The following is a 23,954-nucleotide window of genomic DNA, read 5'->3' on the forward strand; positions in this document are numbered from 1 at the left end:
CCGGCTCAGCCGTCGAAGGCAAGAGCGCAGAATCCCCTCGCCACCCAGGAGACATTCGGGCGCGGGTGGTTTTGCGTGGCGGTTTTCGCGCCCTTTCAATGAAAAAAGCCCGCGCCCTTCGCCCTGGGGGACAGGGTGGCGAAGGGCGCGGGTTACAGGCCGCCTCTACCAGCGGTCGTAGCGGTCGTGATGGCGGCGGCCATGGGCCGGGGCCCAGGGCGGGGGACCGCCACGGTGACGGCCATAGCCGTAGCCGCGATCATAGCCACGATGGTGGCCGCCATAGCGGTTCTGGCGCTCCATATTGCGCTGGATTTCCCACATCCGGTGCTCGCGGTTGTGGCGGGTATAGGTCGCCTCGACCTTGTCGAGGGCGGCAGCGCCGCTGAAGGCTTCGCTGGCGGCCGCCGGCGTGACGGCCGCGCCGAGCGCAATCGCCGCGGCGATGAGAAGGTGGCGCATAGGGCATCTCCTTTTGAGTTGTCGCCATTGAAGCGCATCCGGATGGAACCCCGCCTGAACGGCGCAGTCGGCTGCCGTTCATCTGCGCGCCATGTTTCCGCCACAGCGTTGGGAGGCCGGCATGACCTGGGTCCCGCCTGAACTCAGGCGTTCGGCCCGCCCTCGATCTCGCTCGCCCAGGCGAGCGCTGCGTCGAAGGCGTCGGGCTTGAAGCTCCTGACCTCGACGAAGGGCACGAGCGGGCTCGCAATCGCGACCAGCGTCTCGATCCAGCCCTTGTTGGTGACCACGGCCTCGCGCGGGAAGCGATGCCATTGCAGGATTTTGCCGAAACCGTAGCGCGCATCCTTGAGGCCGGCGCGGAAGGTCATGTCTTCGAAGCCGCTGAGGTCGGCGAGGATGCCGAGCTTCTCATGGCGTTCGAGCTTGCTCTCGATCTCGGCGATCAGCCTGTCGAAATCCGGCTCGGAGAGCGTACCGATGATGCGGAAGGCCGCCACATGGTCGGCGGCGGGAAGGATGTCGAGCATGGCGGGCTCCTGGCTTGCGCTTGAAACAACGCAGGCGTGCGGCCGAAGTTCGTGCCGAACCATCGCTGGGCCGAGGCGTTGGCAAAGCATGGGGGCTCAACGCACGCACAGGAGACGATGATGGCCAATGCTGGCGGGAAGCTCGGTCCGAGCATCAAGGGCAAGGGAGACGGCACCGGCGCGACGAGCACGCGGCCGACCTCGCTGCCCGACCACAAGGTGCTCTCCAACCGCGACAAGACGCAGCTCAACCGCGGGCGCGGTCTCGACGGCAAATGGATTGAGAACGAACAGGTCTACGAGACGCAAGCAAACCAGCGCTCGCAGGCCGAATAGCGCTATTTCAGCGCGATTATCAGCATCAGGAAGGCGAGGACGATCAGGACCTGCTTCAGGCTCCAGTTGATCCGCCTGAGCTGCTCGGCGACCGGATCCTCCGGCGGCTCGGTCTCGGACGCCTGATCCGGTTGCCCGGAGAGGAAAGCAGGGCCGCCAGCGGCTTCGGTCGCGGCGGCCCGCCAGCTGATGTTCTGCACCCGGCCATGCGCCTGCGCCTTGCGGCCATCGGCCTCTGGCGCAAGATGGAAGACGGGTGGCTCCTCGTCCGGGCTGCCCTCGCGCAGCCAGAGATTGGTCGTCGCCGCAAAGGAGAGAGTGCCGGCGCGGCCTTCGGCGAGATCTTGTCGCAGGCCGGCGAACAGCGGTTGCGGCAGGAAGAGCTCGGCGGCGAGCCGGTCGTCGAGATCTCCCTGCGCCCCGGCGGAAAGGCTGAGCCGCAGCAGCGGTGCGCTCCCGCCGGGAAAGGAGCGGATCGTCAGCGACAATTCCTGCGCCGGCTCCGGCTGGCCGATCCGGGCGAGCCGCGCTCCATCCGGACGGACATGGCCTTCGATTCGCCCGGCATCGTGCAAGGCGCCGTCGCGCCAGTCATGTCCGGAGACCGCGACGAGCCCCTCCGCCGTGAAGGCGAGCGGCTTCTCGGCGTCCTGGACGAAAGCGCCGGCCACGCCCGGCAGCGTCATCCGCCCGTCCACGATGCTGGCGCCGTCCGTCCTGTCGTTCATCCCGCCCCCGCCGTGAGTCGGTGCGGACGATAGCAGGTCGGCCCGGCGATGCCAGATTGGCAGGTTGTTCTACGCCGAGGGTGGTACGGGCCGCGCCGGAAAAGAAAATTTCCTTCTCCGCCCGTTCGGCGAAAGGCTCTTCCTGATTGCTGCGTACCTTTAAAAGAACGTTTGGATTGACATGCAGAACGGCATTTCCTAGATTGCAGTTGTCGTCGGTTCGCCGATGGCCGCGGAGATTTGAGCGAGCAGCTTGCGCCGCGTCACCAAACGCTAAAGCGCCACGACGTGGTCGTGGGCTCCCCAGATCGAGGAGATGAACATGACCGGCTCCGTTCTCCGCCCTGTCGAACAGCTCGCTCGTTCGATGATGTGCTGTTGTCGCCGCTGATCCAGCGCTGACGCCGTTCTCCGGCATCATTTCCGACATCACCGCAATACAGGGCGCCGCAACGCGGCGAAGATCATCATGTCGTTCCAGTCTCACCTCAGCTCAAGTGCACCCGCTCGCCAGGCCTATGTCATCGAGGTCGGCGAGACCCAGGCCGGGCTCGTCGCCCGCGGCGCCGATGAGCGCTTTTACACCTTCATCTCCGCCTCGGCCGCCTTCGACCGGCTCGAAGGCCAGCGCTTCGCCACGCCAGTCGCGGCCGAATTGGCGGCGCGCCAGCTTGTCCGCTCGCGGCGTCCCGGCCTGCGGCTGGCGGCCTGAGGAGCGCGCCGGTGCAATTGTTCGAAGCCCTGCGCGCGCTGGTCGCGTCCTGGTTCGAGCGGGCGGTGCCTGCCGAAGCAGGCGAGCCGCGCTGGCAGGAGCGTTCTTTCGCCGAGCTCGGCGCCGAGGAGCGCCGCCGCTCGATCCGCGAGGTCACGCTCGAGCAATTGGGCATTGCGCACTGGTCGTGCCACACGCATTTCTGAGGACATGATGAACGCCCCCGTGAAGCCCGGCGCCTTTCGCGTCGAGGACATCCTTCCAGCGCCGCCCGCCGATGCGATCATTCGCTTCGAGGGAGTCGGCAAGACCTTCGCCGGCCGTGACGGCCAGGAGCCCGTCACTGCGCTCGCCGGCATCGACCTCGTCGTGCCGCGCGGTAGTATCGTCGGCGTGATCGGCCGTTCCGGCGCCGGCAAGTCGACGCTGATCCGCCTGGTCAACGGGCTGGAGCGCGCCACCTCCGGCCGCATCCTGATCGAGGGTGAGGACGTCACCAATCTCACCGAGGCCGGCTGGCGCGAGCGCCGGCGCGCCACCGGCATGATCTTCCAGCATTTCAACCTGCTGTCGTCGCGCACGGTGTTCGACAATGTCGCGCTGCCGCTGGAGATCGCCGGCGTGCCGCGGGCGAAGATCGAGGCGCAGGTCAGCCGCCTGCTCGATCTGGTCGGGCTCGCCGACAAGCGTGAGCGCTACCCGGCCGAGCTCTCCGGAGGCCAGAAGCAGCGCGTCGGCATCGCGCGTGCCTTGGCGACCGAGCCCAAGGTGCTGCTCTGCGACGAGGCGACCTCGGCGCTCGACCCCGAGACGACCCGCGCGATCCTCGCCCTGCTCAAACAGGTCAATCGCGAGCTCGGCATCACCATTCTGCTGATCACCCACGAGATTCCGGTGATCAAGGAAATCTGCGACCGCGTCGCGGTGATCGAGGGCGGTCACATCGTCGAGGAGGGCGAGACCTTCGAGGTGATGACCCGGCCGCGGCATCCGACCACGGCGAGCTTTGTCGAGGCGGTGACCGGCGTCGAGGTGCCCGAGTACCTCGACGGCCGCATCCATAAGCAGGCGCTGGCCGGCGACAGCGCGGTGCTGCGCATCGCCTTCACCGGCGAGAACGCGACGACGCCGGTGATCAGCCGCCTCAGCGCCGTGATCGGCGTCGACGTCAACATCCTCGCCGGCCGCATCGACGCGATCGGCGAAAAACCCTTCGGCAGCCTGCTGGTCTCGGTGCCGGCGAGCGAGCCCGAGCTTGCCGCCGTCTTCGGCGCGCTGAAATCCCTCGGTCTCAAGGCGGAGCTGGTCGGCCATGTCTCCTGAACTCATCCGTCTGATCATCGAGGCGACCGGCGACACGCTGCTGATGGTCGCGATCGCCGCTGGGCTGGGCACCGCGCTCGGCCTGCCGCTCGGCGTCTTCCTTGCCACCAGCAAGAAGGGCGAGCTCTTCGCCGCGCCTGCGGTGAATGCCGTGCTTGGCGCTCTGGTCAATGCGACGCGCTCGACGCCCTTCATCATCCTGGTCGTCGCGATCATCCCCTTCACCCGGCTGATCGCCGGTACCTCGATCGGCACCTTCGCCGCGACCGTGCCGCTGACGGTGGCCGCGACGCCCTTCATCGCGCGCCTGATCGAGGGCGCCATCCGCGAGGTCGACCAGGGCTTGGTCGAGGCGGCCCGCTCGATGGGCGCGACCCCGCTGCAGATCGTCCGCAAGGTGCTGGTGCCCGAGGCGCTGCCGGCGATCGTGCTCGGACTGACGCTGGCGCTGGTCAGTCTGCTCGGCTTCTCGGCCATGGTCGGCGCGGTCGGCGGCGGCGGACTCGGCGATCTCGGCATCCGCTATGGCTATCAGCGCTTCATGCCGGATGTGATGGCGATCGTCGTCGCCGTGCTGATCGTCCTCGTCCAGACCGTGCAGAGCGTCGGCGACCGCCTCTCGCGCCGCCTCAACAAGCGCCTGCGCCACGCCTGATCGATCTTTCGTTTCCAACCCGTTCAGTTCAGCAAGGAGCCATCATGTCTGTTCTCTTCAGCCGTCGCCTCGCGCTCGGCTTTGCCGCCTCGCTCGTCCTCGTCGCCCCGGCGCTCGCCCAGCAGAACCAGGTCGTCCGCATCGGCGCCTCGCCCGGCCCGCATGCCGAGATCCTCGAGAAGGTGAAGCCGATCGCCGCCAAGAACGGGCTCGACCTCAAGATCATCGAGTTCTCCGACTATGTCGTGCCAAACCAGGCGCTGGCCGCCGGCGAGCTCGAGGCGAACTCCTTCCAGAACCAGCCCTATCTCGACAACCAGGTGAAGGATCGCGGCTTCAAGCTGGTCAGCGTCGGCCTGACCGTGAACTTCCCGCTCGGCATCTACTCGTCGAAGTACAAGAGCTGGACCGAGGTGCCTGATGGCGCCACCGTCGCGATCCAGAATGACCCGACCAATGGCGGCCGCTCGCTGCTGCTGCTGCAGGACAAGGGCGCGATCAAGCTCAAGGACGGCGTCGGCTTCAAGCCGACCGTCGCCGATATCGTCAGCAACCCGAAGAAGTTGAAGATCATCGAGATCGAGGCTGCCCAGACGCCGCGTTCGCTCGCCGACGTCGCCGCGGCTGCGATCAACACCAACTACGCCGTCGACGCCAAGATCGAGCCGACCTCGGCGATCCTGCGCGAAGATCCGAAGGGCCCCTATGTCAACCTGATCGCCGTGCGCGAGGCCGACAAGGACAAGCCCTGGGTCAAGGCGCTGCTCGCCTCCTATCACACCCCCGAGATCAAGGCCTTCGTCGCCGAGCGCTTCAAGGGCTCGGTCCTCGCCGGCTGGTAAGGCTCCTCCCCCTGGCCGTGATCACGGCTGGGCACCTGCCCCGGAAGCGCAAGCTTCCGGGGTTTTTCGTTTGGGCTTGCCGTCTTTCCAGGGCTTCGCGAAGCGAAGAGCCCGGAACCCATGAACGCCCACTACCGTCATGGTCGGGCTTGTCCCGACCATCCACGTCTTCGCTGGTCGAGGGTTGTGTTCAAGGCGTGGGTGCTCGCCACAAGGGCGAGCATGACGAACTGGAACGACGTCGTGTTCATGGGTTCCGGGCTCGCTGCTGCGCAGCGCCCCGGAATGACGGCGTGGCTCCGCGATCAGCCGCTCACACCGACAGATACTGCGCCCTCACCGCCTCGTCGGCCTTGAGCTCGTCCATCGTGCCGGTGAAGCGGATCAAGCCCTTCTCGATGATGGTGGCGCGGTCAGCGACCGAGCCGGCGAAGTGCAGGTTCTGCTCGGAGATCAGCACCGAGAGCCCTTCGCTTTTCAGCGCCAGGATGGTCTTGGCCATCTCCTCGACGATCACCGGCGCGAGGCCTTCCGAAGGCTCGTCGAGCAGGACGAGCTTGGGATTGCCCATCAGCGTGCGGGCGATCGTCAGCATCTGCTGTTCGCCGCCCGACATCGCCCCGCCTGGCCGATCGCGCATGCGGCCGAGATTGGGAAAGAGCTGGAACAGGCGCTCCGGCGTCCAGTGCGGCGCGCCCTCGCGCTTCGGTCGTTGCGCCACGGAGAGGTTCTCCATCACGCTGAGCTCAGAGAAGACGCGGCGCTCCTCCGGCACATAGCCGATGCCGAGGCGGGCGATCTCGAACGGCTCGCGGCCGACGATGGTGTGCCCCTCGAAGGTGACGCGGCCGGCCTGCGGCGGCACCAGCCCCATCACCGCCTTCATCGTCGTCGACTTGCCGGCGCCGTTGCGGCCCATCAGCGCCAGCACCTCGCCGCGCCCCATCGAGAAGCCGACGCCGTGCAGGATATGGGCGCGGCCGTAATAGGCGTTGAGGCCTTCGATCTCCAGCATCAGTGGCCTCCCGAGGTCGCGCCGGAGCCGAGATAGACGGCGCGCACGGCCGGATCGTTGCGGACCTCCTCGGCCCGGCCCTTGGCGATCAGCTTGCCGCGGTCGAGCACCAGGATCGCGTCGGAATGGGCGAAGACCACGTCCATGTCGTGCTCGGTGAACAGCACGGCGATGCCGCGCTCCCGGGCGATCTCGGCGGTCAGCGCCATCAGCGCGATGCGCTCGCGCGGCGCCATGCCGGCGGTCGGCTCGTCCATCAGCAGGAGCTTGGGCTTATTGGCGATTGCCACAGCAAGCTCGACCCGCTTCAGGTCGCCATAGGCGAGCACGCCGCAGGCGCGCTCGGCCTGGTCGAGCATGCCGACCTGCTTCAGCAGCGCGTCGGCCTCTGCGAGATGGCGGTCCTTGGCGCGGCCGAAGAGCGTCCAGGTCTCGCCGGCATGCGAGATCAGCGCCATCTGCACGTTCTCGCGCACGCTCATCGAGGCGAAGGTCGCCGTGATCTGGAAGGTGCGCCCGACCCCGAGCCGCCAGACCTCGCGCGGCTTGAGGCCGGTGATCGTCCTGCCGTCGAAGATCACCTCGCCGCGGTCGGACGGGAGCTGGCCGTTCAGCATGTTGAAGCAGGTGGTCTTGCCGGCGCCGTTGGGGCCGATCAGCGCCAAGAGCTTGCCGGCCTCGACCGAGAAGCTGACATCGTCGACGGCGCGCACGCCGCCGAAGGACTTTCCGAGATTGCGAACTTCGAGGACCGGGGTCATCGGGCGGGCTCCGGCGTGGCGACGACGGGAGGAGCGGGCTTCGCCTCGCGGCGTCGTTCGGCGAAGGCCAGCGCCGTACCGACCAGCCCGCGCGGGAACAGGATGACGAGCAGGACGATCGAAGCGCCCATGAAGAAGCGCCAGTACATCGTCGCCTTCATCAGCTGCTCCTGCAGGCCCATGAAAGCGAAGGCGCCGACGATCGGACCCGACACCGTCTGGACGCCGCCGAGCAACACCATCAGGAGCCCGTCGACCGAGCGCGGGATCGCCATATAGGTCGGGAAGACCGAGCCCTTGAAGAAGGCGAACAGGGCGCCGGCGATGCCGGCGGCGAAGGCGGCGATGATGAAGGCGATCCACTGGATGCGCATCACCGGCAGGCCGATCGCTTCGGCCCGCAGCGGGCTGTCGCGCCCGGCCCGCAGTGCATAGCCGAATGGCGCGAAGACGACGACACGCAGAGCGAGGATCGCCGCGACGCAGACCGCCAGGGCGAGATAGTAGTAGACCAGCTTAGAGCTCGCCCAGGCCGCCGGCCAGACGCCGAGAATGCCGTTGTCGCCGCCGGTGACGTCGACCCATTGGAAGGCGGTCGCCCAGGCGATCTGGGCGAAGGCGAGCGTCAGCATAGCCAGATAGACGCCGGACAGTCGCACGCAGAACCAGCCGAAGACGAAGCCGGCGATGCCGGCGAGAAAGGGCGCGAAAGCGAGCGCCGGCAGCATCGGCATGCCCAGCCATTTTACCGCCAGCGCCGCGCCATAGGCGCCGAGGCCGAAATAGGCGGCGTGGCCGAAGGAGGCCATGCCGCCAGGCCCCATCATGAAGTGCAGCGATGCCGCAAAGAGCGCGAAGATCGAGAGCTCGGTCAGCGTCAGGAGCCAATGATCGGCAACGATGAAGGGGGCAAACAGCAGCACGGCGAGCGCCGCGAGACCGATCAGCTTGACGTTCGCGCTGGCCGGCAGCAGCAGAGGCTCGACCGGGCCGTGGGCATGGGCGCTGCCGACCGGGCGCTTGCCCATCAGCCCATAGGGCTTGATCACGAGAACGACGGCCATCACCAGGAAGACCAGCACCAGCGTGATCTTCGGGAAGGCCAGGATGCCGAAGGCGTGGATGATGCCGATCAGCACGGCGGCGAGATAGGCGCCGGTGACGCTGCCGAGCCCTCCGACGACCACGACGACGAAGGCCTCCGAAATCATCGACAGGTCCATGTGCAGGTTCACCGCCTCGCGCGGGAGCTGCAGCGCGCCACCGAGGGCGGCAAGGCCGGCACCGAAGGCGAAGACCGAAGTGAAGAGCAGGCGCTGGTTGACGCCGAGCGCACCGACCATCTCGCGGTCCTGCGTCGCGGCGCGCACCAAAGTGCCCCAGCGCGTCTTCTGGAACAGGAACCAGAGCAGGCCGAGCATCAGCGGCCCGACCACGATCAGGAATAGCTCGTAGGTCGGGAAGCGGCTGCCCATCAGCACGACGAAGCTCTTGAACCCGGGCGCGCGCGGGCCGAGCTTGTCCTCCGGCCCCCAGATGCCGAGCGCGATGTCCTGCACCATCAGCACGAGGCCGAAGGTGGCGAGCAGCTGGAACAGCTCGGGCGCCTGATAGATCCGGCGCAGGATCACGATCTCGACGATGGCCCCGAGCGCCGCGACGATCAGCGCCGCCACCAGCACCCCGCCCCAGAAGCCGAGCACGTCGGCAGGACCGAAGCGGGTGACCAGCGTGAAGGCGAGATAGGCGCCCAGCATGTAGAAGGAGCCGTGCGCGAAGTTCACGATCCGCGTCACGCCGAAGATGATCGACAGCCCGCAGGCGACGAGGAAGAGCGACGAGGCCGAGGCCAGGCCGTTGAGCGTCTGCGCGAAGATCAGATCGATCATGCCGGATTCCATCGAAACAGGCGAAAAAGGGCGCAATTCTCCCACGGCCGCAGCGTTCAGCCGCGGCCGTGTCAGCCATAGTCTAGATCAGGTCGAAGCCTGGCGCTTCAGCCCGCCGGGCGAAGCGTCTTCACCTCTGCATCGGACGGCAGGTATTTGGCGCCGTCGGCATAGCGCCAGTCGACCATCACGCCCTTGCCGTCCTTGACCGCGGTCTTGCCGACATAGGCGCCGAGCGTCGCCTGGTGGTCGGAGGCGCGGAACTCGACCGGGCCGAAGGCCGACGAGAATTTCAGCCCCTTCAGCGCATCGACCAGCTTCTCGGTGTCGGTCGTGCCCGCCTTGGCGAGGCCCGCCGCGATGGCGTTCATGGTGTCATAGCCGACCACGGAGCCAAGGCGCGGATAGTCGTTGTACTTCGCCTTGTAGGCATCGCGGAACTTGACGTGCTCGGGCGTCTGGATCTCGGCATGCGGATAGCCGGTGACGATCCAGCCGACCGGCGTCTCGGCGCCGAGCGGGTCGAGATACTCCGGCTCGCCGGTCAACATCGAGACCACGGTGCGCCCTTCGAAGAGTCCGCGGGTGTTACCCTGGCGGACGAAGTTCGAGAGGTCGGCGGCGAAGGTGACGTTGAAGATCGCATCGGGCTTGGCCGCCTCGAGCGCCTGCACGGTCGCGCCGGCATCGATGCGGCCGAGCGCCGGGAACTGCTCGGCGACGAACTCGACGTCGGGCTTGGCCTTCTTCAGCAGCTCCTTGAACCACTTCACCGCCGACTGGCCGTATTCGTAGTTCGGCGCCACGGTCGCCCATTTCTTAGCCGGGAGCTTGGCCGCTTCCTCCACCAGCATCGCCGCCTGCATGTAGGTCGAGGGCCGCAGGCGGAAGGTGTAGCGGTTGCCCTTGGCCCAGACGATCGCGTCCGAAAGCGGCTCGGAGGCGACGTAGAGCCGCTTGTTCTGCAGGGCATAGTCGGCGATGGCGAGGCCGACATTGGAGAGGAAGCCGCCCGAGAGCAGGTCGACCTTCTCGGCGTTGATGAGTTCGCCGGCGAGGCGCACCGAATCCTCGGGCTTGCCGGCATCGTCGCGGAACAGCGTCTCGACCTTGCGGCCGAGCACGCCGCCGGCGGCGTTGACCTGCTCCAGCGCCAGCTCCCAGCCCTGGCGATAGGGCTTCAGGAAGGCCGGCTGCGAGGTGTAGCTGTTGATCTCGCCGATCTTGATTGGCGCGCTTTGGGCGCGCAACAGCGACGGCGTGGCCAGCGTGACGGCGCCGAGCGCAGCTCCGCTGACGAATTGGCGACGGTCCATTCGATGGCTCTCCCGTTGATCGCTCGACTTACGCATTCACAGCCCCTCGCTGCGCGATTCCCTACCGTAGGCTGGCCGGACGCGGGGCGCCAAGCCGAGGTGGAAATTCGTTTGTATGCGTATGAATTGTCAGCCGCGGATTTTTGTTTGTCAATCATTCAAAATTAGGCGCGGCCTGTCGCATCCGGCGGCAGCGCGAAGACGGAAGAATCCGTCAGGCGGACTGCTTTACGCCCTGCCGGGCCGCCAGCGTCGCCTCGATCGCCTCGACCACGCCGACGAGCTCGGCGATGCTGTCGATGACATAGTCGGCGCCGGCTGCACGCAGGCGCGCCGCCGCCTCGCCGCGCAGCTTCTGCTGCTCAAGCAGGGGCAATTCGTTCCACTCGGCCAAAGAGAGACCGACGCAATTGCCGGAGACGGCCAGGCCGACCGTCCAGGTGCCGGCAGCGGCGCCTTCGGCGATGCCGGGCTCGGTGTCGTCGACCTTGATCACGCTGGAGGGCGGATAGACGCCGAGATCGGCGAAGCAGCGATACATCATCAGCGGGCTCGGGCGGCCCTCGGCGAGATCGCCGGCGCAGACGAGGTTGTCGGGCTCATAACCCTGCGCCGCCGCGACCGGCAGCAGCCGCTCCATGATCTCGCGGGTATAGCCGGTGGTCGAGCCGATCTTCAGCCCGCGTCGGCGCAAATTGGCGATGTTGTCGGCCGCGCCGGGAATGAGGTCGGCATAGTCGGTGACGACCGCGGCGTTCAGCGGCACGAATTGTTCGTAGACCGCATCGATCGCGGCCTCACCCGGTGCCTCGCCATGGGCGGTACGCCAGGCCTGCGCGATCGCCGGCACGGCCATCAGCGCTGCGATATGGGCGCGCTTCGGCAGGCCCATCGGGCCGCGCGCCTGGGGAATCGTGATCGTGACGCCGAAGCGGGCGAAGACCTCGACGAAGGCGCCCATCGGGGCGCGCGAGCCGAAGTCGACGACGGTGCCGGCCCAGTCGAGCACCACAGCCTTGACGGCGTGGAAGGGAAGCAAGGACTGCGCGCTCATCCGAACATCTCCGCAATGGTCTCCTCGCCGATGGCGAAGGAGGTGGACGCTCCCGTCCCCGAGGTGACGATGACGAGGCTGACGCGATCGGAGACCGTTTCGCGCAGCATCGGCCGGTCGGGCAGGCTGGCATAGGTGCCGAGCCAGCGCGCCTCGACCGGCGGGCGCGCGCCGAACACCGCCTCGTACTCGTCGAGGATCAGTTCGTCGACGTCGGTGTCGCCGAACGGGTCCGGCGTCGCGGCATAGTGATGGGAATCGCCAACGACGCGCGTGCCGTCGGCCGAGGCGACGGTGATCAGGTGGATGCCGTTGGCGAGCTGCTCGGGCTGCTCGCGCTCAAGCCGGGCGCGCAACGCTGTGGCCTCCGGCAATTCGGCATAACCGAGATAGCGCACCAGCGAGAGGTCCGACATCACGGCGCAAGGCAAATCGGGGCCGGTGGCCGCGGTCCGGACCCGCAGCATCTGCAGCTTGCAGCGTGTCAGCTCGGGATAGGCGGCCTTGAGCTCGTCGGCATAGAGGCCGGTGAAATCGTCGCCAGGGCAGATGATCGCGGCATCGGCCCGAAAGGTGCCGGCCGAGGTCTCGATCACCGGCAGCGCGACGCCGTGAACTGTGGTCCGGCGCAGGATCGTGACACCCCAGTCGCGTTCGAGATGGGCGGCGAGCAGCGGGATCGCCTCGCGCGATTCGACGCGCAGATCATGCGGACTCCACAGCGCCACCTCCTGGCCGGCGAGGAAGGGGAAGCGCTCGCCGAGCGCAGAGCCGGTAACGAGTTCGCAACCCTCGCCCATCTCGGTCTTCAGGAAGGCTTCGAGCACTGCCGTCGCTTCTGGCCGGCGCGAAGTCGTGCACAGTCCGGGATGGGCGATAGCGATGCCAGCCTTGGGCGCGATCTCGGCCCAGACATCGCGCGAGCGCTTCGCCCGCCGCCAGGTCTCGCCGGCCTGCTGGCCGGTCACGGTGATGAAGCCGAAATTGCGGATCGAGGCGCCGTTCGCCTGCGCGTCGCGGTCGATCACCACGACCTTCAGCCCGCGCCGCGCCGCCGCGAGCGCATGGGCAAGGCCGACAATGCCGGCGCCGACGATGGCGAGATCGAAACTGCGCTCCAACGTTATTCCTCCCGGCGCATTGCGATTCGCGCCCTTGCCCATCGGGGCGACTTAAGGTGCGCTCAATGCAGAACTGTGACGAAGCGCGGTTCGCAGCCGGCTCACTGCACGTCAGGCGTGCAGCAAGGTGTGCTCAGGAGCGACCACCGTCGACCGAAAGGATCTGGCCTGTGATCCAGCCTGCCTGCTCGGAGAGGAAGAACAGGCTGGCATGGGCGATGTCCTCGGGCGTACCGAGCTTTCGGGTATGGATGCCCTCGATCAGCCGCTTCTGGCCGTCCGGCCCATAGGATTCCCATTGCCGCTCGGTCGCCGGATTGGAGCGAACGAAGCCGGGCGCGACCGAATTCACGGTGATGCCATGCGGGCCGAACTCCCAGGCGAGCTGCCTGGTCAAGCCGACCAAAGCGTGTTTGGCGCTGGCATAGGCCTGGATGCCGGTCAGGCTCGGCCGCAGGCCGGCGCCCGAGGAGATATTGACGATGCGCCCGTAGCCGGCCTGCTTCATCGCCGGGGCGGCCGCCTGCGACAGGAAGAAGGCGGCATCGACATTGGCGGCGAAGACGGCGCGCCAGTCGCTCTCGGAGATCTCCTCGATCGGCCGGCCGACCTGTCCGCGCACACCGCCGGCGGCATTGACCAGGAGATCGAGCCGGCCCTCGGCGGCGAGGATCGCGTCGACCAGCTCCCGCGTCGCCTCCGGGCTGCCGAGATCGACGACATGGGCGCTCGCGCCGAGCGCCTTTGCGCTGTTGGCGACGCCGTCTGCATCGAGATCGGCGAGATGGACGCGGGCGCCGGTCTCGGCCAGTGCTGCGGCGATGGCGCGGCCGATCCCCTGCGCGGCGCCGGTGACGAGGGCTACGCGGTTGTCGAAGCGGATCTGCATTGCTCGATCAATACCTTCAGCGTGTCTGATGACATCGGGCGGCGTCCGTCCTCGATGTCGCGGATCAGGGCGACCAGCAGCTCCAATGCCGGCGTGGCGACACCGACCTCGCGGCCGAGCGTCGAGATGATGCCGATCTGCGGCTGGCCTTCCGTCTTGCGCTTGCGCACGGCAAGATCACGCCAGATGCCGGAATGAGTCTTGGCCGTCTTGGAGGTGTAGTCGGCGAGCCAAGCGATGGTGTCGACCTGTGGTCCTTCGGGTGCGCCCGGCGCGAAGACCAACGGATCAAAACTGCCGAAGCCGAGTGATTTCACCCCGCGTGCCGCCGCGACCGCACCGACCTCGCGCCCGAGCGCGAGCCAGACCGGCAAGCGCTCCGGATCGGCGAAATTTGCCGACATCGAGTCATTGGTCAGGGCTGTCCCGAACAGCATCGCGCCGTACGCGAGCTTGCCCCAGAGATAGCCGTAGATGTTGTCGGTCAGGATGGCATCCGGCTCGAACAATGCGAGCAGCCGGTGCATCTCGCGCACGCGCGGGGTCTCGACACCATCGAGCTCGCCGACGACCACGGCACCGCGATTGCCGTAGAGGATCTCGCCCGGCCCGTGCCAGTCGGCGCCGAAATTGACGAAGCAGCCCATGGTCCGCTGCTCGCCGACAGCCTTGGCGATGACGATCTCGTTGAGCCCGTTCTGGGCTGAGAGCACGAAGCCATCGGCGGTGAGATGCGGCTTCAGGGCAGCGAGTGCGGCTTCCGTCGCGCCGGCCTTCACCGCCAGCACGATGCGCGAATAGCTGCCGGTCAGTTCGTCCGGCGTCACCGCCGGAACGACCTGGCGGAACTCCTCGACCGGGCCGGTGATCGAGAGCCCCGATGTCCGGCAGGCCTCGACATGCTCGGGCACGATGTCGACCATCAGTACCGGCACGCCAGCCCTTGCCCAATAGGCGCCGAGCGTGCCGCCGATCGCGCCGGCGCCCCAGATCAGGATGGGTTCGCTGCTCATGCCTGCCCCATCACCTCGATATCGGCATGGGTCGCGACATGAACGAGCCCGTCCGGCGTCACCCAGCCACGATACATGCCCTCGGAATTATAAGGCGCGACGATCGCACCATCGACGCCAACGGCGACGAGGCCCGCCCCGATCCTATGCGTCGTCAACTCGGCGATGGCGCGATCGGCCGCCTCCTTCAGGGAGAGGCCGGCATAGCCGATCAGCGACGCGATCTCGTGGCCGATGCAATAGCGGATGAAGAACTCGCCCTTGCCGGTGCCCGATACGGCGCAGCGCCCGTCGCGGGCATAGGTGCCGGCGCCGATGATCGGGGAATCGCCGACGCGCCCTGGCGGCTTGTTGGTGTAGCCGCCGGTCGAGGTCGCGGCGGCGAGATGGCCGTTGGCGTCGAGCGCGACGGCACCGACGGTACCGTGCTTCTCGGCCTCGCTCGCCTCGTCGGCCGTACCGACGAGCTCGCGGATCTTCATCGAGGCGAGGTTCTTGCGTCGCCTTTCGGTCGAGAAATACTCGTTCTCGACGATGTCGAGCCCCTCGGCCTGGGCGAAGGCGTCGCCGGCCGGACCGGTCAGCAGCAGCGGGTCGCCGCGGTGCATCAGCGCCTTGGCGGCGCTGACCGGATTGCGGATGCGCTTGACCGCGCAGAGCGCGCCGGCGGCCAGCGTCGAGCCGTCCATGATCGAGGCATCGAGCTCATGCTCGCCATCGGCATTGAAGGCAGCGCCATGGCCGGCGTTGAAATGGACCGAATCCTCCATCACCAGCACGGCGGCCTCGACCGCGTCGACCGCGCCGCCGCCCTTGGTCAGGATCGCCCAGCCGGCCCGCAGCGACTTGGCAAGATGGGCCTTGGCCTCGGCCCATTCGGCGTCGGACATCTCGGCCTTGGGCAAGGTGCCGCAGCCGCCGTGGATGGCGAGGGCGATGGTCATGATGAAATCCTCGACATGAATCCTTCTCCCCTCGGGGGAGAAGGTGTCTGCGAAGCAGACGGATGAGGGCCGCACGACTGGGTGAGCGGAAGACAGGCTGCACCCGTTCTTCCCTCATCCGTCAGCGCTTCGCGCTGCCACCTTCTCCCCCGAGGGGAGAAGGAAGAACAGGCCTCACTTCGCCGGCTTGATGTCCATCGCCAGCGTGTCCTCGTCGACGCGCGGACGGATCGTCACCTTGGCCTTCTGCATCGCCCAGGCCGAGCCGACGGCGAGGATCGGCAGCCGCGGCCGGTCCTTGGCGACAATGGCATTGGCCTGCGCCAGGAGGTCGTTGCGCTTGGCCTCGTCCATCTCGATCGCGGCGTCCTCGATCAACTTGTCGAGATCGGCGTTCTTGTAGCCGAGCACGTTGAAGGCGCCGAGCTTCTTGGCCGGATCGTTCGAATGCACCACCGAGGAAAGCGTGTAGTTCGCCTCGCCGGTCAGCGTGCCCCAGCCCGACATCGACAGCGAGAACTCGCCGCGCAGGCGCGCCGGGAAGAAGACAGCGCCCGGCTGGGCGTTGGCATTCACGTCGATCCCGATGCGCGCCAGCATCTGCGCGATCGAGGTGCCGACCTGGCGGTCGCCCGGCAGGCGATCGTTGGTAAAGGAGAAGGAGACCTTGAAGCCATTGGGATAGCCGGCCTCTTCCATCAGCTTCTTCGCCTTGGCGAGATCGGGCTTCAGCGGCGGCAGGCTCTTGTTGTAGCCGGCGATATCGGGTGTCACCAGCTGGCTGACGGCCGAGCCGAGCCCTTCCATCGCGATCTCCACCAGCGCCGGCCGGTCGATGGCGAGGTCGATCGCCTCGCGCACCTTGACGTCCTGCAGCGGATTCTTCGGCAGCGGCGAGCCGTCCTTGGCGCTGACCTGCGGGGACTTGTCCCGCATGTCGAGCTCCATGTTGAAGACATAGACCGTGTCGATGGTGGTGACCGAGAGCTTGGTGTCGCGCTTCAGCGTCGGCACGTCCGAGGCCGGGGCACGCACGATGATGTCGACCTGGCCGGCCTTGAGCTGGGCGACACGGGCGGCGTCGTTCGGCAATTCCTTGCGCAGTACGCGCTGCCACGGCTCCTTCTCGCCCCAGTAGCCGTCGAAGCGCTCGAGCACGAGCTGGTCCTTTGGCGTCCACGACACGAACTTGTAGGGGCCGGTGCCGATCGCCGCCTTGCCGGTGTTGAAGGCGTCGTTGGCATTGTCCTTGGTCAGCCCGGCCGCCGCCTTGTGCGAGACGATGAACAGGCGGATGAAATCATTGGGCAGGTTCGGCGCCGGTCCGTCGGTGACGATGTGGACGGTGAGCGGATCGACGATCTTCACCTCCTTGACGCGCCGGACATAGATCGTCGTTGGGTTGGGGCCGGCGACGACAGGGATGCGCTCGATCGAGAACTTGACGTCCTCGGCGGTGAAGTCGGAGCCGTCATGGAACTTGACGCCGGGGCGCAGCTTGAACTCCCAGACGCTCGGCTCGATCGCCTTCCAGCTCGTGGCGAGGCGCGGCTCGATCTGCAGCTTGTCGCCCGACCAGGTCAGGGTGTCGAAGACATGCTTCAGCGCCTCGGCATGGGTGCCGGTCGCGGTGAAATGCGGGTCGATCGATTCAGGTCCGGCGCGGACGCCGATCGTCAGGGTCTGCGCCAGGGCGGCGCCGGAGAGCGGCAGTCCGATCAGGGCGGCGAGTGCGGCGGTCCGCCAGAGCGGGGACCGGTGCGACAAGGGCTTGGTCATATTGAGGTCCCTTCGGGTTCGAGATCGGCAGGCCAGGTCGGGGAGGCGATCACCATCTTGTCCATCAGCTCGCAGAGCTGCTTCTGCTCGGCCTCGGTGAGTGCGGAGAGCATCGCGGTCTGCTGGTCCACCATCATCGGCATGGTCTCGTCGAAGATGGCGCGTCCGGCCGGGGTCAGCGCCAGCACATAGCTGCGCAGATCGTCCGGATCGGTCTCGCGCTTGAGCAGCCGCCGCTGCAGCAGCTTCTGGATTGCGCGCGAGAGCGTGTTCTTCGGCAGGCCGGAGGAGGAGACGATGTTCTTGGCCGCGACGCCGCCCCTGAGCCCGACGGCGTAAAGCGCAACGAATTCCGGCCGCACTAGGCCGTAGCGCGTCTCGATCCAGCGATAGACCGGGTCGTTGAAGCGGAAGGCGATGAAATTGAGCCGGAAGGACAGCCAACAGGGGTTGTCCCAGAGCTTGGTGACAGTCAGCGGATCGAGCTCGCGCAGCGCCGCCTCCCGGTCGCGATCGAGTTTGGACAAGGAAGTCGGGGCGCGTGCCATCTCGGACATCCCATTTAGTTCCATATGGAACTTGACGGTCTCTTATACCGCTGTCAAGGATGACGCGGTCTCGCCGAAACGCAAGGATCAGCACCGTGCTCGTCGCCCGGATGAACTGGATGCAGATCGAAGAGCAGGCGAAGCGCGACGATCGCTGCGTGCTGCCGCTCGGCTGCGTCGAGCAGCATGCCTATCTGAGCCTCGCCACCGACGCGATTCTGTCCGAGCGCGTCGCCGCCGAGGCGGCCGAGCCGCTCGGCATTCCGGTCTTCCCGGTGCAGGCCTATGGCATGACGCCGGGCTTCACCGCCTATCCTGGCACGATCTCGCTCAGGATGACCACTTATATCGCCTTGATCGAGGATCTGCTCGAAGGCGTCTACCGCTCCGGTTTCCGCCGCATCGTCCTGGTCAACGGCCATGGTGGCAATTCACCGGTGATGACGGCGGTGATCGAGTGGATGGGCAAGCGTCCCGACGCCAGCGTCAAGATGCACAATTGGTGGGCCGGCCCGCGCTTCCAGGCGGCGGTGAAGGCGGTCGATCCGGCCGCCTCGCATGCCTCCTGGATGGAGAACTTCCCCTGGACTCGCCTCGAGGGCGTGACCCTGCCGGATGCGGCAAAACCGCCCTTCAACGCTGCGCTTTATCACGCTGCCAATCCGCAGCGGAAACGCGAGATCCTCGGCGACGGCAATTTCCACGGCCGCTATCAGCGTCCGGACGAGGAGATGCTGGCGCTCTGGGCGGTCGGGGTCGAGGAGACGCGCGCCGCCATGGTCGAGACCTGGCCGTGAATTTCTCAATGGGACGGCATGGATGCTGACCCACATCGCCGAACGCATCCTGCAAGCCCTCGTCGTCATGCTGGTCATGTCGGCGCTGGTCTTCATCGGCGTTTATGCGATCGGCAACCCGATCGACGTGCTGATCGGCCCCGATGTCAGCCAGGACATCAGGCTCGAAACCATTGCCCGCTACGGGCTCGATAGACCGCTCTGGGAGCAGTATTTCACCTTCCTCGGCCGCGTCCTGCACGGCGATTTCGGCCGCTCCTTCGTCTTCGGGATGCCGGTGCTCCAGCTCATCCTGTCGCGCCTGCCGGCGACGCTGGAACTGACCCTCGCGGCCGTGCTGAGCGCGGCGCTGATCGGCATTCCCGCTGGCATCTATGCCGGCTACCGGCCGGAGAGCGTCCTCTCCAAGGCAATCATGGCGCTCTCGATCCTCGGCTTCTCGGTGCCGACCTTCTGGATCGGCCTCGTCCTGATCATGACCTTCGCCGTCGAGCTGCAATGGCTTCCGGCGGGCGGGCGCGGCGAGACCGCTTCGCTTTTCGGCGTCGAATGGAGCTTCCTGACGCTCAACGGGCTCTCGCACCTCTTTCTGCCGGCGCTGAACCTCGCCTTCTTCAAGCTCGCTCTGATGACGCGCCTGGCGCGGGCCGGCACGCGCGAGATCATGCTGACCGACACGGTGAAATTCGCCCGCGCCGCAGGGATCTCGGAAGGCGTCATCCTGCGCCGGCATGTGCTGCGCCTGATCTCGATCCCGCTCGTTACCGTCTTCGGGCTCGAATTCGCCTCGACGCTCGCCTTCGCGGTGGTGACCGAGACGATCTTCTCCTGGCCTGGCATCGGCAAGCTGATCATCGACTCGATCCAGTCGCTCGACCGGCCAGTGATGGTCGCCTATCTGATGCTGGTCGCCTTCGTCTTCATCATGATCAACTTCCTGGTCGACCTGACCTATTTCGCGCTCGACCCGCGCTTGCGGAAGGGACGGGCATGATGCGGACGGAAACGCCGATCGCCCGCTTCTGGAGCGAGTTCCGCGAGAGCCGGGTTGCGGTCGCGGCGCTTGTCGTCGTCGTCCTGATGATCGGCGTTGCCCTGCTCGCCCCGCTGATCGCGCCGCAGAATCCTTACGACCTCGCCAATCTCGTCCTGTCCGATGCCCGCCGCCCGCCGGGCTATGTCGGCTCCAGCGGCTACACCCATTGGCTCGGTACCGACGCGCAGGGGCGTGACCTCCTCTCCGCCATTCTCTACGGCCTGCGCATCTCCCTGCAGATGGGGCTGGTCGCCGGCGCTATCGCCTTCGCCATCGGTGTCACGCTCGGCATTTCCGCCGCCTATGTCGGCGGGCGGCGTGAGGCCTTCATCATGCGCGTCATCGACCTGCAGCTCGCCTTCCCGGCGATCCTGCTCGCTTTGGTGATCTCGGCCCTGCTCGGCCAGGGCAAGGCGCAGCTGATCGCCGCGCTGGTCGCGGCGCAATACGCCTATTTCGCCCGCACCGCCCATGGCGCGGCCTCGGCCGAGCGCGGCAAGGACTATGTCGAGGCAGCGCTCTCGACGCCGCTGCCGGCGCGGCAGGTGATCTGGCGCCATATCCTGCCGAACTGCCTGCCACCCCTGATCGTGGTCGCGACCGTGCAGGTTGCCAGCGCCATCGCGCTCGAGGCGACGCTCTCCTTCCTCGGCGTCGGCCTGCCGGTGACCGAGCCCTCGCTGGGATCGCTGATCGCCAACGGCTTCCAGTACATGCTGTCGGGCCGCTACTGGATCTCGATCTATCCGGGCCTCGCTTTGATCCTGCTGATCGTCGCGATCAACCTGGTCGGCGACCAGATCCGCGACCAGGTCAATCCGAGGCTGAAGCGATGAAGGCTGGCGTGGCCGCAGCGCCGCTGCTCGAGATCACCGACCTCACCACGCAGTTCTTCACCCGCGCCGGCGTCGTGAAAGCGGTAGACGGCGTCTCTTTCTCGCTGCGTCGCGGCGAGGTGATGGGGCTCGTCGGCGAATCCGGCTCTGGCAAGAGCGTCACCGGCTTCTCGATCATCGGCCTGATCGACCCACCTGGCCGCGTCGCCAGCGGCTCGGTCAAGCTGGACGGTCGCGAGCTGGTCGGCCTCCCGCCGGACGAGTTGCGCAAGCTGCGCGGCCGTGTCGTCTCGATGGTCTTCCAGGATCCGCTGATGACGCTGAACCCGGTTCTGACCATCGGCGAGCAGATCAGGCTGGCGCTGGAGGCGCATGAGACGGTTTCGAGTGCCGAGGCGCGCCGGCGCGCCATTGCCGGCCTCGCGCAAGTCCGCATCCCGCGGCCCGAGGACACGGTCGACTATTACCCACACCAGCTCTCGGGCGGCATGCGCCAACGCGTCGCCATAGCGATCGCGCTCCTACACCACCCAAAGCTCATCATCTGCGACGAGCCGACGACCGCGCTCGACGTCTCGATCCAGGCAGAGATACTCGTCGAGATGAAGGAACTCGTCGCCGAGCTCGGGACGGCGCTGATCTGGATCAGCCATGACCTCGCCACGGTCGCCTCGATCGCCCAGCACGTCGCGGTGATGCGGCTCGGCAAGATCGTCGAGGCGGGCCCGACGCTCGACGTACTGACGCGCCCGCAGCACGCCTATACCCGCGCCCTGCTCGATGCGCTGCCCTCGCGCGCCAAACCCGGCGAATTCCTGCTGCGCGGAGGCGGCGTGCCCGATGCTTCCCCGCCCGCCCGCAAGCCGGCAGCAGCCGCTGCAGCGCCGGTGCTCGGCGCGCCCTATTTCGTCGCTGATCGCGTCAGCAAGCGTTTCGAGACCCGGCCCGGCGCGCTGCGCGGGCTCGGCGTGAAACTTGGCCTGGTGCAGCCGCTTCCCGCCGTGATGGCCGTCGACGAGGTCACCTTGACCGTGCCGCGCGGCGAGGCACTCGGGCTGGTCGGCGAATCCGGCTCGGGCAAGTCCACGCTCGGGCGCATGGCCGCCGGCATCTATGCGCCGTCATCGGGCACGGTCCGCTTCGAAGGCTGGCCAGTGATGAGCGAGGGGCAGGAGCCGCGCAAGCTCACCACCCGCATCCAGACCATCTTCCAGGACCCGTTCGCCTCGCTCGATCCGCGCATGCGCATCGGCGACGGCATCGCCGAGGGCCCGCTCGCCCATGGATTGGTCGGCAAGGCCGGCGCTCGCGACTATGTCCGCGACTGGCTTGCGGCTGTCGGGCTCGATCCGGCTTTCGCCGATCGCTATCCGCATCAATTCTCCGGCGGGCAGCGCCAGCGCGTCGCCATCGCCCGCGCGCTCGCCATGCAGCCCGACCTCGTCGTCTGCGACGAGCCGGTCGCCTCGCTCGACGTCTCGATCCAGGCGCAGATCATCAACCTGCTGATGCGCTTGCGGGCCGAGCTCGGCCTGACCCTGATCTTCATCTCGCACGACCTCTCGGTGGTCCGGCATCTCTGCGACCGGGTCGCGGTGATGTACCGCGGCCGCATCGTCGAGGAGGGGTCGGCGGCCGAGGTCTACGACAACCCACAGCATAACTACACCAAGCGGCTGCTCGCGGCCGTGCCGATGCTGCCCGAAGCGGCGGCGTGAGCGAGGACAGGAGGAACGCCATGACCGAATTGAAGCCGTGGCAATGGCCGGAGGAGACCTGGCGCGGCAAGGTCGAGCAGGTCCGTGCCGGTCGCAATCTCAAGCCCAAGGCCTGGCCCGGCGGGGCGCGTTGCGCCGTGGCGCTCTCCTTCGATGTCGACCACGAGACCAACGAATTGCGCGACGGCGGCAAGTCGGTTGGTCGGCTCTCCTGGGGCCAGTACGGCAACCGTGTCGGCATGCCGCGCATCCTCTCCATGCTGGCGCGCGAGGAGATCAAAGCGAGCTTCTTCGTGCCGGCCGTGACCGCGCTGCTCTATCCCGACGAGCAGCGCCGCGTCGTCGCGGAAGGCCACGAGATCGGCCTGCATGGCTGGATCCACGAGGTCAACACCGCCGTGCCGCCCGAGCAGGAGCGCGAACTGCATCTGCGCTCGGCCGACACGCTGGAAAAGGTCACGGGTGTCCGGCCCGTCGGCATGCGTACGCCGTCCTGGGATTTTTCCGAGGTGACGCTCGCCATCGAGCGGGAGCTTGGCCTGATCTACGATTCCTCGCTCTTCGCCGATGACGATCCCTACGAGCTAATCGAGAAGGGCGAGCCGACCGGCATGGTCGAATTGCCGGTCGAGTGGATTCGCGACGATGCGGTCTATTTCAACATGAACCGCTTCCAGGCGCTGCGGCCCTATACGGCGCCCGAGGCGGTGTTCGACATCTTCAAGCGCGAATTCGACGGCGCCTACGCCGAAGGCGGGCTCTTCCTGCTCACCATGCATCCGCACATCATCACTTATCGCTCGCGCTTCTGGATTCTCGAGGAACTGGTGCGCCACGCCAAGGCGAAGGGCGACGTCTGGTTCGCGACGCATGCCGAGATCGCGGCCTATGTGAAGGCGCAGGCGGGGCTCTGACAGACACAAAATATCGGCCGGTTGCCGCTGGGTCAGCGGAACCGTGCCCGATTTCGGCCGTTTTCGGTTCATTCGGAATTCAGGGCGCGGGGGCGTTCATCTCCGGAAGAACAACTGGAAACGGATGTCATGATGCGCACGAAAAACCTGCTCCTGCTCGGCACCCTCATCCCCGCCATCACACTGTCGCAGGGCAGTTTCGCCGCTCCATCGCTCCAGCTTGCCCAGGCTCAGTCGGGCGATGACGAGCGGCCTGATCCGCGCCGCCAGCGCCCTGGCGGGCAGGAGCGTCCCGCCCCCGGCGGACAGGAACGCCCCGGCGCTCGCCCTGCACCGGGTCAGCCGCCGGCGGCCCGCCCCGCTGTGCCGGAACGTCCGTCCGGGGTGGCCCCGAGCGCCCCGCGTCCGCCATCCGCGCCGCAAGCGGCGCCTCCGGCCGGCCGGGCCGAGCCCGAGCAGCCGCGCCGTCCCGCGCCGCCTCCGGTCCCCGCGCCGGGTCAAGTCGCGCCGCCCGCTCCGCAGGGCGCCCCGCGCGTTCCCTCGGTCGCGCCGACCACACCGCCGCGTCCCGCTCCGGGCCAGATCGCCCCGCAGCCGGCGCCCGCCCGGCCGGCCGCGCCATCGGCCCAGCCTCCCGCGCCGGGAGCGCCGGCGGGTGACGGCACTCAGCGCCGCCCTGCGTCGCCGCAGACGGCCCCGACCATGCCGCCCGCAGCTACTCCGTCGTCGCCGGCCG

The 23,954-nt window shown here is 67.3% G+C and carries 25 protein-coding genes; 11 read left to right on the forward strand and 14 right to left on the reverse strand.

The window, feature by feature from the left end:
• Positions 1 to 165: 165 nt before the first annotated feature.
• Positions 166 to 462, reverse strand: a complete 297-nt coding sequence (locus tag BLM15_RS19445; RefSeq protein WP_126114300.1) for a hypothetical protein — start codon at positions 460 to 462, stop codon at positions 166 to 168.
• Positions 463 to 605: 143 nt separating this feature from the next.
• The gene (locus BLM15_RS19450) at positions 606 to 992 is read right to left on the reverse strand and encodes a SpoIIAA family protein (protein WP_126114301.1); all 387 of its coding nucleotides are present in this window, start codon (positions 990 to 992) and stop codon (positions 606 to 608) included.
• Positions 993 to 1,112: 120 nt separating this feature from the next.
• On the opposite strand from BLM15_RS19450, the gene BLM15_RS19455 reads away from it, so the two are divergent.
• A complete protein-coding gene (locus tag BLM15_RS19455) occupies positions 1,113 to 1,328 on the forward strand; it encodes a hypothetical protein (RefSeq protein WP_126114302.1) in 216 nt (71 codons plus the stop codon).
• Positions 1,329 to 1,330: 2 nt separating this feature from the next.
• On the opposite strand, the gene BLM15_RS19460 is transcribed toward BLM15_RS19455, so the two are convergent.
• Positions 1,331 to 2,056 carry a hypothetical protein gene (locus BLM15_RS19460; protein ID WP_126114303.1) on the reverse strand — a complete coding sequence of 242 codons (726 nt, stop codon included), beginning with the start codon at positions 2,054 to 2,056 and terminating at the stop codon, positions 1,331 to 1,333.
• A gap of 469 nt (positions 2,057 to 2,525) precedes the next feature.
• Here BLM15_RS19460 and BLM15_RS19465 point away from each other — a divergent pair, with 469 nt between their 5' ends.
• Genes BLM15_RS19465 through BLM15_RS19485 form a run of 5 tightly spaced genes read left to right on the forward strand, consistent with a single transcriptional unit; the run spans position 2,526 to position 5,588 of the window.
• A complete protein-coding gene (locus BLM15_RS19465; RefSeq protein ID WP_126114304.1) occupies positions 2,526 to 2,768 on the forward strand; it encodes a hypothetical protein in 243 nt (80 codons plus the stop codon).
• Between the two features lie 11 nt (positions 2,769 to 2,779).
• The gene (locus BLM15_RS19470) at positions 2,780 to 2,974 is read left to right on the forward strand and encodes a hypothetical protein (RefSeq protein ID WP_126114305.1); all 195 of its coding nucleotides are present in this window, start codon (positions 2,780 to 2,782) and stop codon (positions 2,972 to 2,974) included.
• Positions 2,975 to 2,981: 7 nt separating this feature from the next.
• On the forward strand, positions 2,982 to 4,091 hold the full coding sequence (locus BLM15_RS19475; protein WP_126114306.1) for a methionine ABC transporter ATP-binding protein: 1,110 nt from the start codon (positions 2,982 to 2,984) through the stop codon (positions 4,089 to 4,091).
• Positions 4,081 to 4,746 carry a methionine ABC transporter permease gene (locus BLM15_RS19480; RefSeq protein WP_126114307.1) on the forward strand — a complete coding sequence of 222 codons (666 nt, stop codon included), beginning with the start codon at positions 4,081 to 4,083 and terminating at the stop codon, positions 4,744 to 4,746. Before BLM15_RS19475 ends, BLM15_RS19480 begins: the two co-directional genes overlap by 11 nt.
• A gap of 44 nt (positions 4,747 to 4,790) precedes the next feature.
• Positions 4,791 to 5,588 (forward strand): MetQ/NlpA family ABC transporter substrate-binding protein, encoded by a 798-nt coding sequence (locus BLM15_RS19485; protein WP_126114308.1) that lies wholly within the window; start codon positions 4,791 to 4,793, stop codon positions 5,586 to 5,588.
• A 313-nt stretch (positions 5,589 to 5,901) separates the two neighbouring features.
• Here the strand turns inward: BLM15_RS19485 and BLM15_RS19490 are convergent, their stop codons facing one another.
• The 11 genes from BLM15_RS19490 to BLM15_RS19540 form a co-directional block, all read right to left on the reverse strand.
• Positions 5,902 to 6,606 carry an ABC transporter ATP-binding protein gene (locus BLM15_RS19490; protein WP_206438686.1) on the reverse strand — a complete coding sequence of 235 codons (705 nt, stop codon included), beginning with the start codon at positions 6,604 to 6,606 and terminating at the stop codon, positions 5,902 to 5,904.
• Positions 6,603 to 7,364 (reverse strand): ABC transporter ATP-binding protein, encoded by a 762-nt coding sequence (locus BLM15_RS19495; RefSeq protein ID WP_126114310.1) that lies wholly within the window; start codon positions 7,362 to 7,364, stop codon positions 6,603 to 6,605. Before BLM15_RS19495 ends, BLM15_RS19490 begins: the two co-directional genes overlap by 4 nt.
• Positions 7,361 to 9,253, reverse strand: a complete 1,893-nt coding sequence (locus BLM15_RS19500; protein WP_126114311.1) for an ABC transporter permease — start codon at positions 9,251 to 9,253, stop codon at positions 7,361 to 7,363. Before BLM15_RS19500 ends, BLM15_RS19495 begins: the two co-directional genes overlap by 4 nt.
• Positions 9,254 to 9,360: 107 nt before the next feature.
• Complete coding sequence (locus tag BLM15_RS19505) at positions 9,361 to 10,569, reverse strand: ABC transporter substrate-binding protein (protein WP_126114312.1); 1,209 nt, start codon at positions 10,567 to 10,569, stop codon at positions 9,361 to 9,363.
• Positions 10,570 to 10,783: 214 nt separating this feature from the next.
• A complete protein-coding gene (gene phnX / locus BLM15_RS19510; RefSeq protein ID WP_126114313.1) occupies positions 10,784 to 11,623 on the reverse strand; it encodes a phosphonoacetaldehyde hydrolase in 840 nt (279 codons plus the stop codon).
• The gene (locus BLM15_RS19515; protein WP_126114314.1) at positions 11,620 to 12,744 is read right to left on the reverse strand and encodes a TIGR03364 family FAD-dependent oxidoreductase; all 1,125 of its coding nucleotides are present in this window, start codon (positions 12,742 to 12,744) and stop codon (positions 11,620 to 11,622) included. Before BLM15_RS19515 ends, phnX begins: the two co-directional genes overlap by 4 nt.
• Positions 12,745 to 12,877: 133 nt before the next feature.
• A complete protein-coding gene (locus tag BLM15_RS19520; RefSeq protein ID WP_126114315.1) occupies positions 12,878 to 13,633 on the reverse strand; it encodes an SDR family NAD(P)-dependent oxidoreductase in 756 nt (251 codons plus the stop codon).
• Entirely contained in the window at positions 13,606 to 14,646 is a 1,041-nt protein-coding gene (locus BLM15_RS19525; protein ID WP_126114316.1) for a ketopantoate reductase family protein, read from the reverse strand. Before BLM15_RS19525 ends, BLM15_RS19520 begins: the two co-directional genes overlap by 28 nt.
• Positions 14,643 to 15,593: an isoaspartyl peptidase/L-asparaginase family protein gene (locus BLM15_RS19530; RefSeq protein ID WP_126116259.1), complete on the reverse strand. Its 951-nt coding sequence runs from the start codon at positions 15,591 to 15,593 to the stop codon at positions 14,643 to 14,645. Before BLM15_RS19530 ends, BLM15_RS19525 begins: the two co-directional genes overlap by 4 nt.
• A gap of 171 nt (positions 15,594 to 15,764) precedes the next feature.
• Entirely contained in the window at positions 15,765 to 17,369 is a 1,605-nt protein-coding gene (locus BLM15_RS19535; protein WP_126114317.1) for an ABC transporter substrate-binding protein, read from the reverse strand.
• Positions 17,366 to 17,917 (reverse strand): MarR family winged helix-turn-helix transcriptional regulator, encoded by a 552-nt coding sequence (locus tag BLM15_RS19540; RefSeq protein WP_126114318.1) that lies wholly within the window; start codon positions 17,915 to 17,917, stop codon positions 17,366 to 17,368. The genes BLM15_RS19535 and BLM15_RS19540 overlap by 4 nt, the downstream gene beginning before the upstream one ends.
• Before the next feature lie 95 nt (positions 17,918 to 18,012).
• On the opposite strand from BLM15_RS19540, the gene BLM15_RS19545 reads away from it, so the two are divergent.
• Genes BLM15_RS19545 through BLM15_RS19565 form a run of 5 tightly spaced genes read left to right on the forward strand, consistent with a single transcriptional unit; the run spans position 18,013 to position 23,218 of the window.
• On the forward strand, positions 18,013 to 18,714 hold the full coding sequence (locus BLM15_RS19545) for a creatininase family protein (protein ID WP_126114319.1): 702 nt from the start codon (positions 18,013 to 18,015) through the stop codon (positions 18,712 to 18,714).
• 22 nt (positions 18,715 to 18,736) lie between these two features.
• Positions 18,737 to 19,708, forward strand: a complete 972-nt coding sequence (locus tag BLM15_RS19550) for an ABC transporter permease (protein ID WP_126114320.1) — start codon at positions 18,737 to 18,739, stop codon at positions 19,706 to 19,708.
• Complete coding sequence (locus tag BLM15_RS19555) at positions 19,705 to 20,586, forward strand: ABC transporter permease (protein WP_442859383.1); 882 nt, start codon at positions 19,705 to 19,707, stop codon at positions 20,584 to 20,586. The genes BLM15_RS19550 and BLM15_RS19555 overlap by 4 nt, the downstream gene beginning before the upstream one ends.
• Positions 20,583 to 22,304 (forward strand): dipeptide ABC transporter ATP-binding protein, encoded by a 1,722-nt coding sequence (locus BLM15_RS19560; RefSeq protein WP_126114321.1) that lies wholly within the window; start codon positions 20,583 to 20,585, stop codon positions 22,302 to 22,304. The genes BLM15_RS19555 and BLM15_RS19560 overlap by 4 nt, the downstream gene beginning before the upstream one ends.
• A 20-nt stretch (positions 22,305 to 22,324) precedes the next feature.
• The gene (locus BLM15_RS19565) at positions 22,325 to 23,218 is read left to right on the forward strand and encodes a polysaccharide deacetylase family protein (RefSeq protein ID WP_126114322.1); all 894 of its coding nucleotides are present in this window, start codon (positions 22,325 to 22,327) and stop codon (positions 23,216 to 23,218) included.
• Positions 23,219 to 23,954 lie beyond the last annotated feature (736 nt).

This window comes from Bosea sp. Tri-49, assembly GCF_003952665.1.
Classification (GTDB): Bacteria; Pseudomonadota; Alphaproteobacteria; order Rhizobiales; family Beijerinckiaceae; genus Allobosea.

What these genes read in the sequence shown, in the direction of transcription:
- BLM15_RS19445 (WP_126114300.1), bottom strand. Translation starts at nt 462, where the DNA reads ATGCGCCACCTTCTCATCGCCGCGGCGATTGCGCTCGGCGCGGCCGTC.
- BLM15_RS19565 (WP_126114322.1), top strand. Translation starts at nt 22,325, where the DNA reads ATGACCGAATTGAAGCCGTGGCAATGGCCGGAGGAGACCTGGCGCGGC.
- BLM15_RS19495 (WP_126114310.1), bottom strand. Translation starts at nt 7,364, where the DNA reads ATGACCCCGGTCCTCGAAGTTCGCAATCTCGGAAAGTCCTTCGGCGGC.
- BLM15_RS19485 (WP_126114308.1), top strand. Translation starts at nt 4,791, where the DNA reads ATGTCTGTTCTCTTCAGCCGTCGCCTCGCGCTCGGCTTTGCCGCCTCG.
- BLM15_RS19560 (WP_126114321.1), top strand. Translation starts at nt 20,583, where the DNA reads ATGAAGGCTGGCGTGGCCGCAGCGCCGCTGCTCGAGATCACCGACCTC.
- BLM15_RS19450 (WP_126114301.1), bottom strand. Translation starts at nt 992, where the DNA reads ATGCTCGACATCCTTCCCGCCGCCGACCATGTGGCGGCCTTCCGCATC.
- BLM15_RS19475 (WP_126114306.1), top strand. Translation starts at nt 2,982, where the DNA reads ATGAACGCCCCCGTGAAGCCCGGCGCCTTTCGCGTCGAGGACATCCTT.
- BLM15_RS19455 (WP_126114302.1), top strand. Translation starts at nt 1,113, where the DNA reads ATGGCCAATGCTGGCGGGAAGCTCGGTCCGAGCATCAAGGGCAAGGGA.
- BLM15_RS19480 (WP_126114307.1), top strand. Translation starts at nt 4,081, where the DNA reads ATGTCTCCTGAACTCATCCGTCTGATCATCGAGGCGACCGGCGACACG.
- phnX (WP_126114313.1), bottom strand. Translation starts at nt 11,623, where the DNA reads ATGAGCGCGCAGTCCTTGCTTCCCTTCCACGCCGTCAAGGCTGTGGTG.
- BLM15_RS19500 (WP_126114311.1), bottom strand. Translation starts at nt 9,253, where the DNA reads ATGATCGATCTGATCTTCGCGCAGACGCTCAACGGCCTGGCCTCGGCC.
- BLM15_RS19465 (WP_126114304.1), top strand. Translation starts at nt 2,526, where the DNA reads ATGTCGTTCCAGTCTCACCTCAGCTCAAGTGCACCCGCTCGCCAGGCC.
- BLM15_RS19550 (WP_126114320.1), top strand. Translation starts at nt 18,737, where the DNA reads ATGCTGACCCACATCGCCGAACGCATCCTGCAAGCCCTCGTCGTCATG.
- BLM15_RS19535 (WP_126114317.1), bottom strand. Translation starts at nt 17,369, where the DNA reads ATGACCAAGCCCTTGTCGCACCGGTCCCCGCTCTGGCGGACCGCCGCA.
- BLM15_RS19520 (WP_126114315.1), bottom strand. Translation starts at nt 13,633, where the DNA reads ATGCAGATCCGCTTCGACAACCGCGTAGCCCTCGTCACCGGCGCCGCG.
- BLM15_RS19555 (WP_442859383.1), top strand. Translation starts at nt 19,705, where the DNA reads ATGATGCGGACGGAAACGCCGATCGCCCGCTTCTGGAGCGAGTTCCGC.
- BLM15_RS19525 (WP_126114316.1), bottom strand. Translation starts at nt 14,646, where the DNA reads ATGAGCAGCGAACCCATCCTGATCTGGGGCGCCGGCGCGATCGGCGGC.
- BLM15_RS19505 (WP_126114312.1), bottom strand. Translation starts at nt 10,569, where the DNA reads ATGGACCGTCGCCAATTCGTCAGCGGAGCTGCGCTCGGCGCCGTCACG.
- BLM15_RS19540 (WP_126114318.1), bottom strand. Translation starts at nt 17,917, where the DNA reads ATGGCACGCGCCCCGACTTCCTTGTCCAAACTCGATCGCGACCGGGAG.
- BLM15_RS19460 (WP_126114303.1), bottom strand. Translation starts at nt 2,056, where the DNA reads ATGAACGACAGGACGGACGGCGCCAGCATCGTGGACGGGCGGATGACG.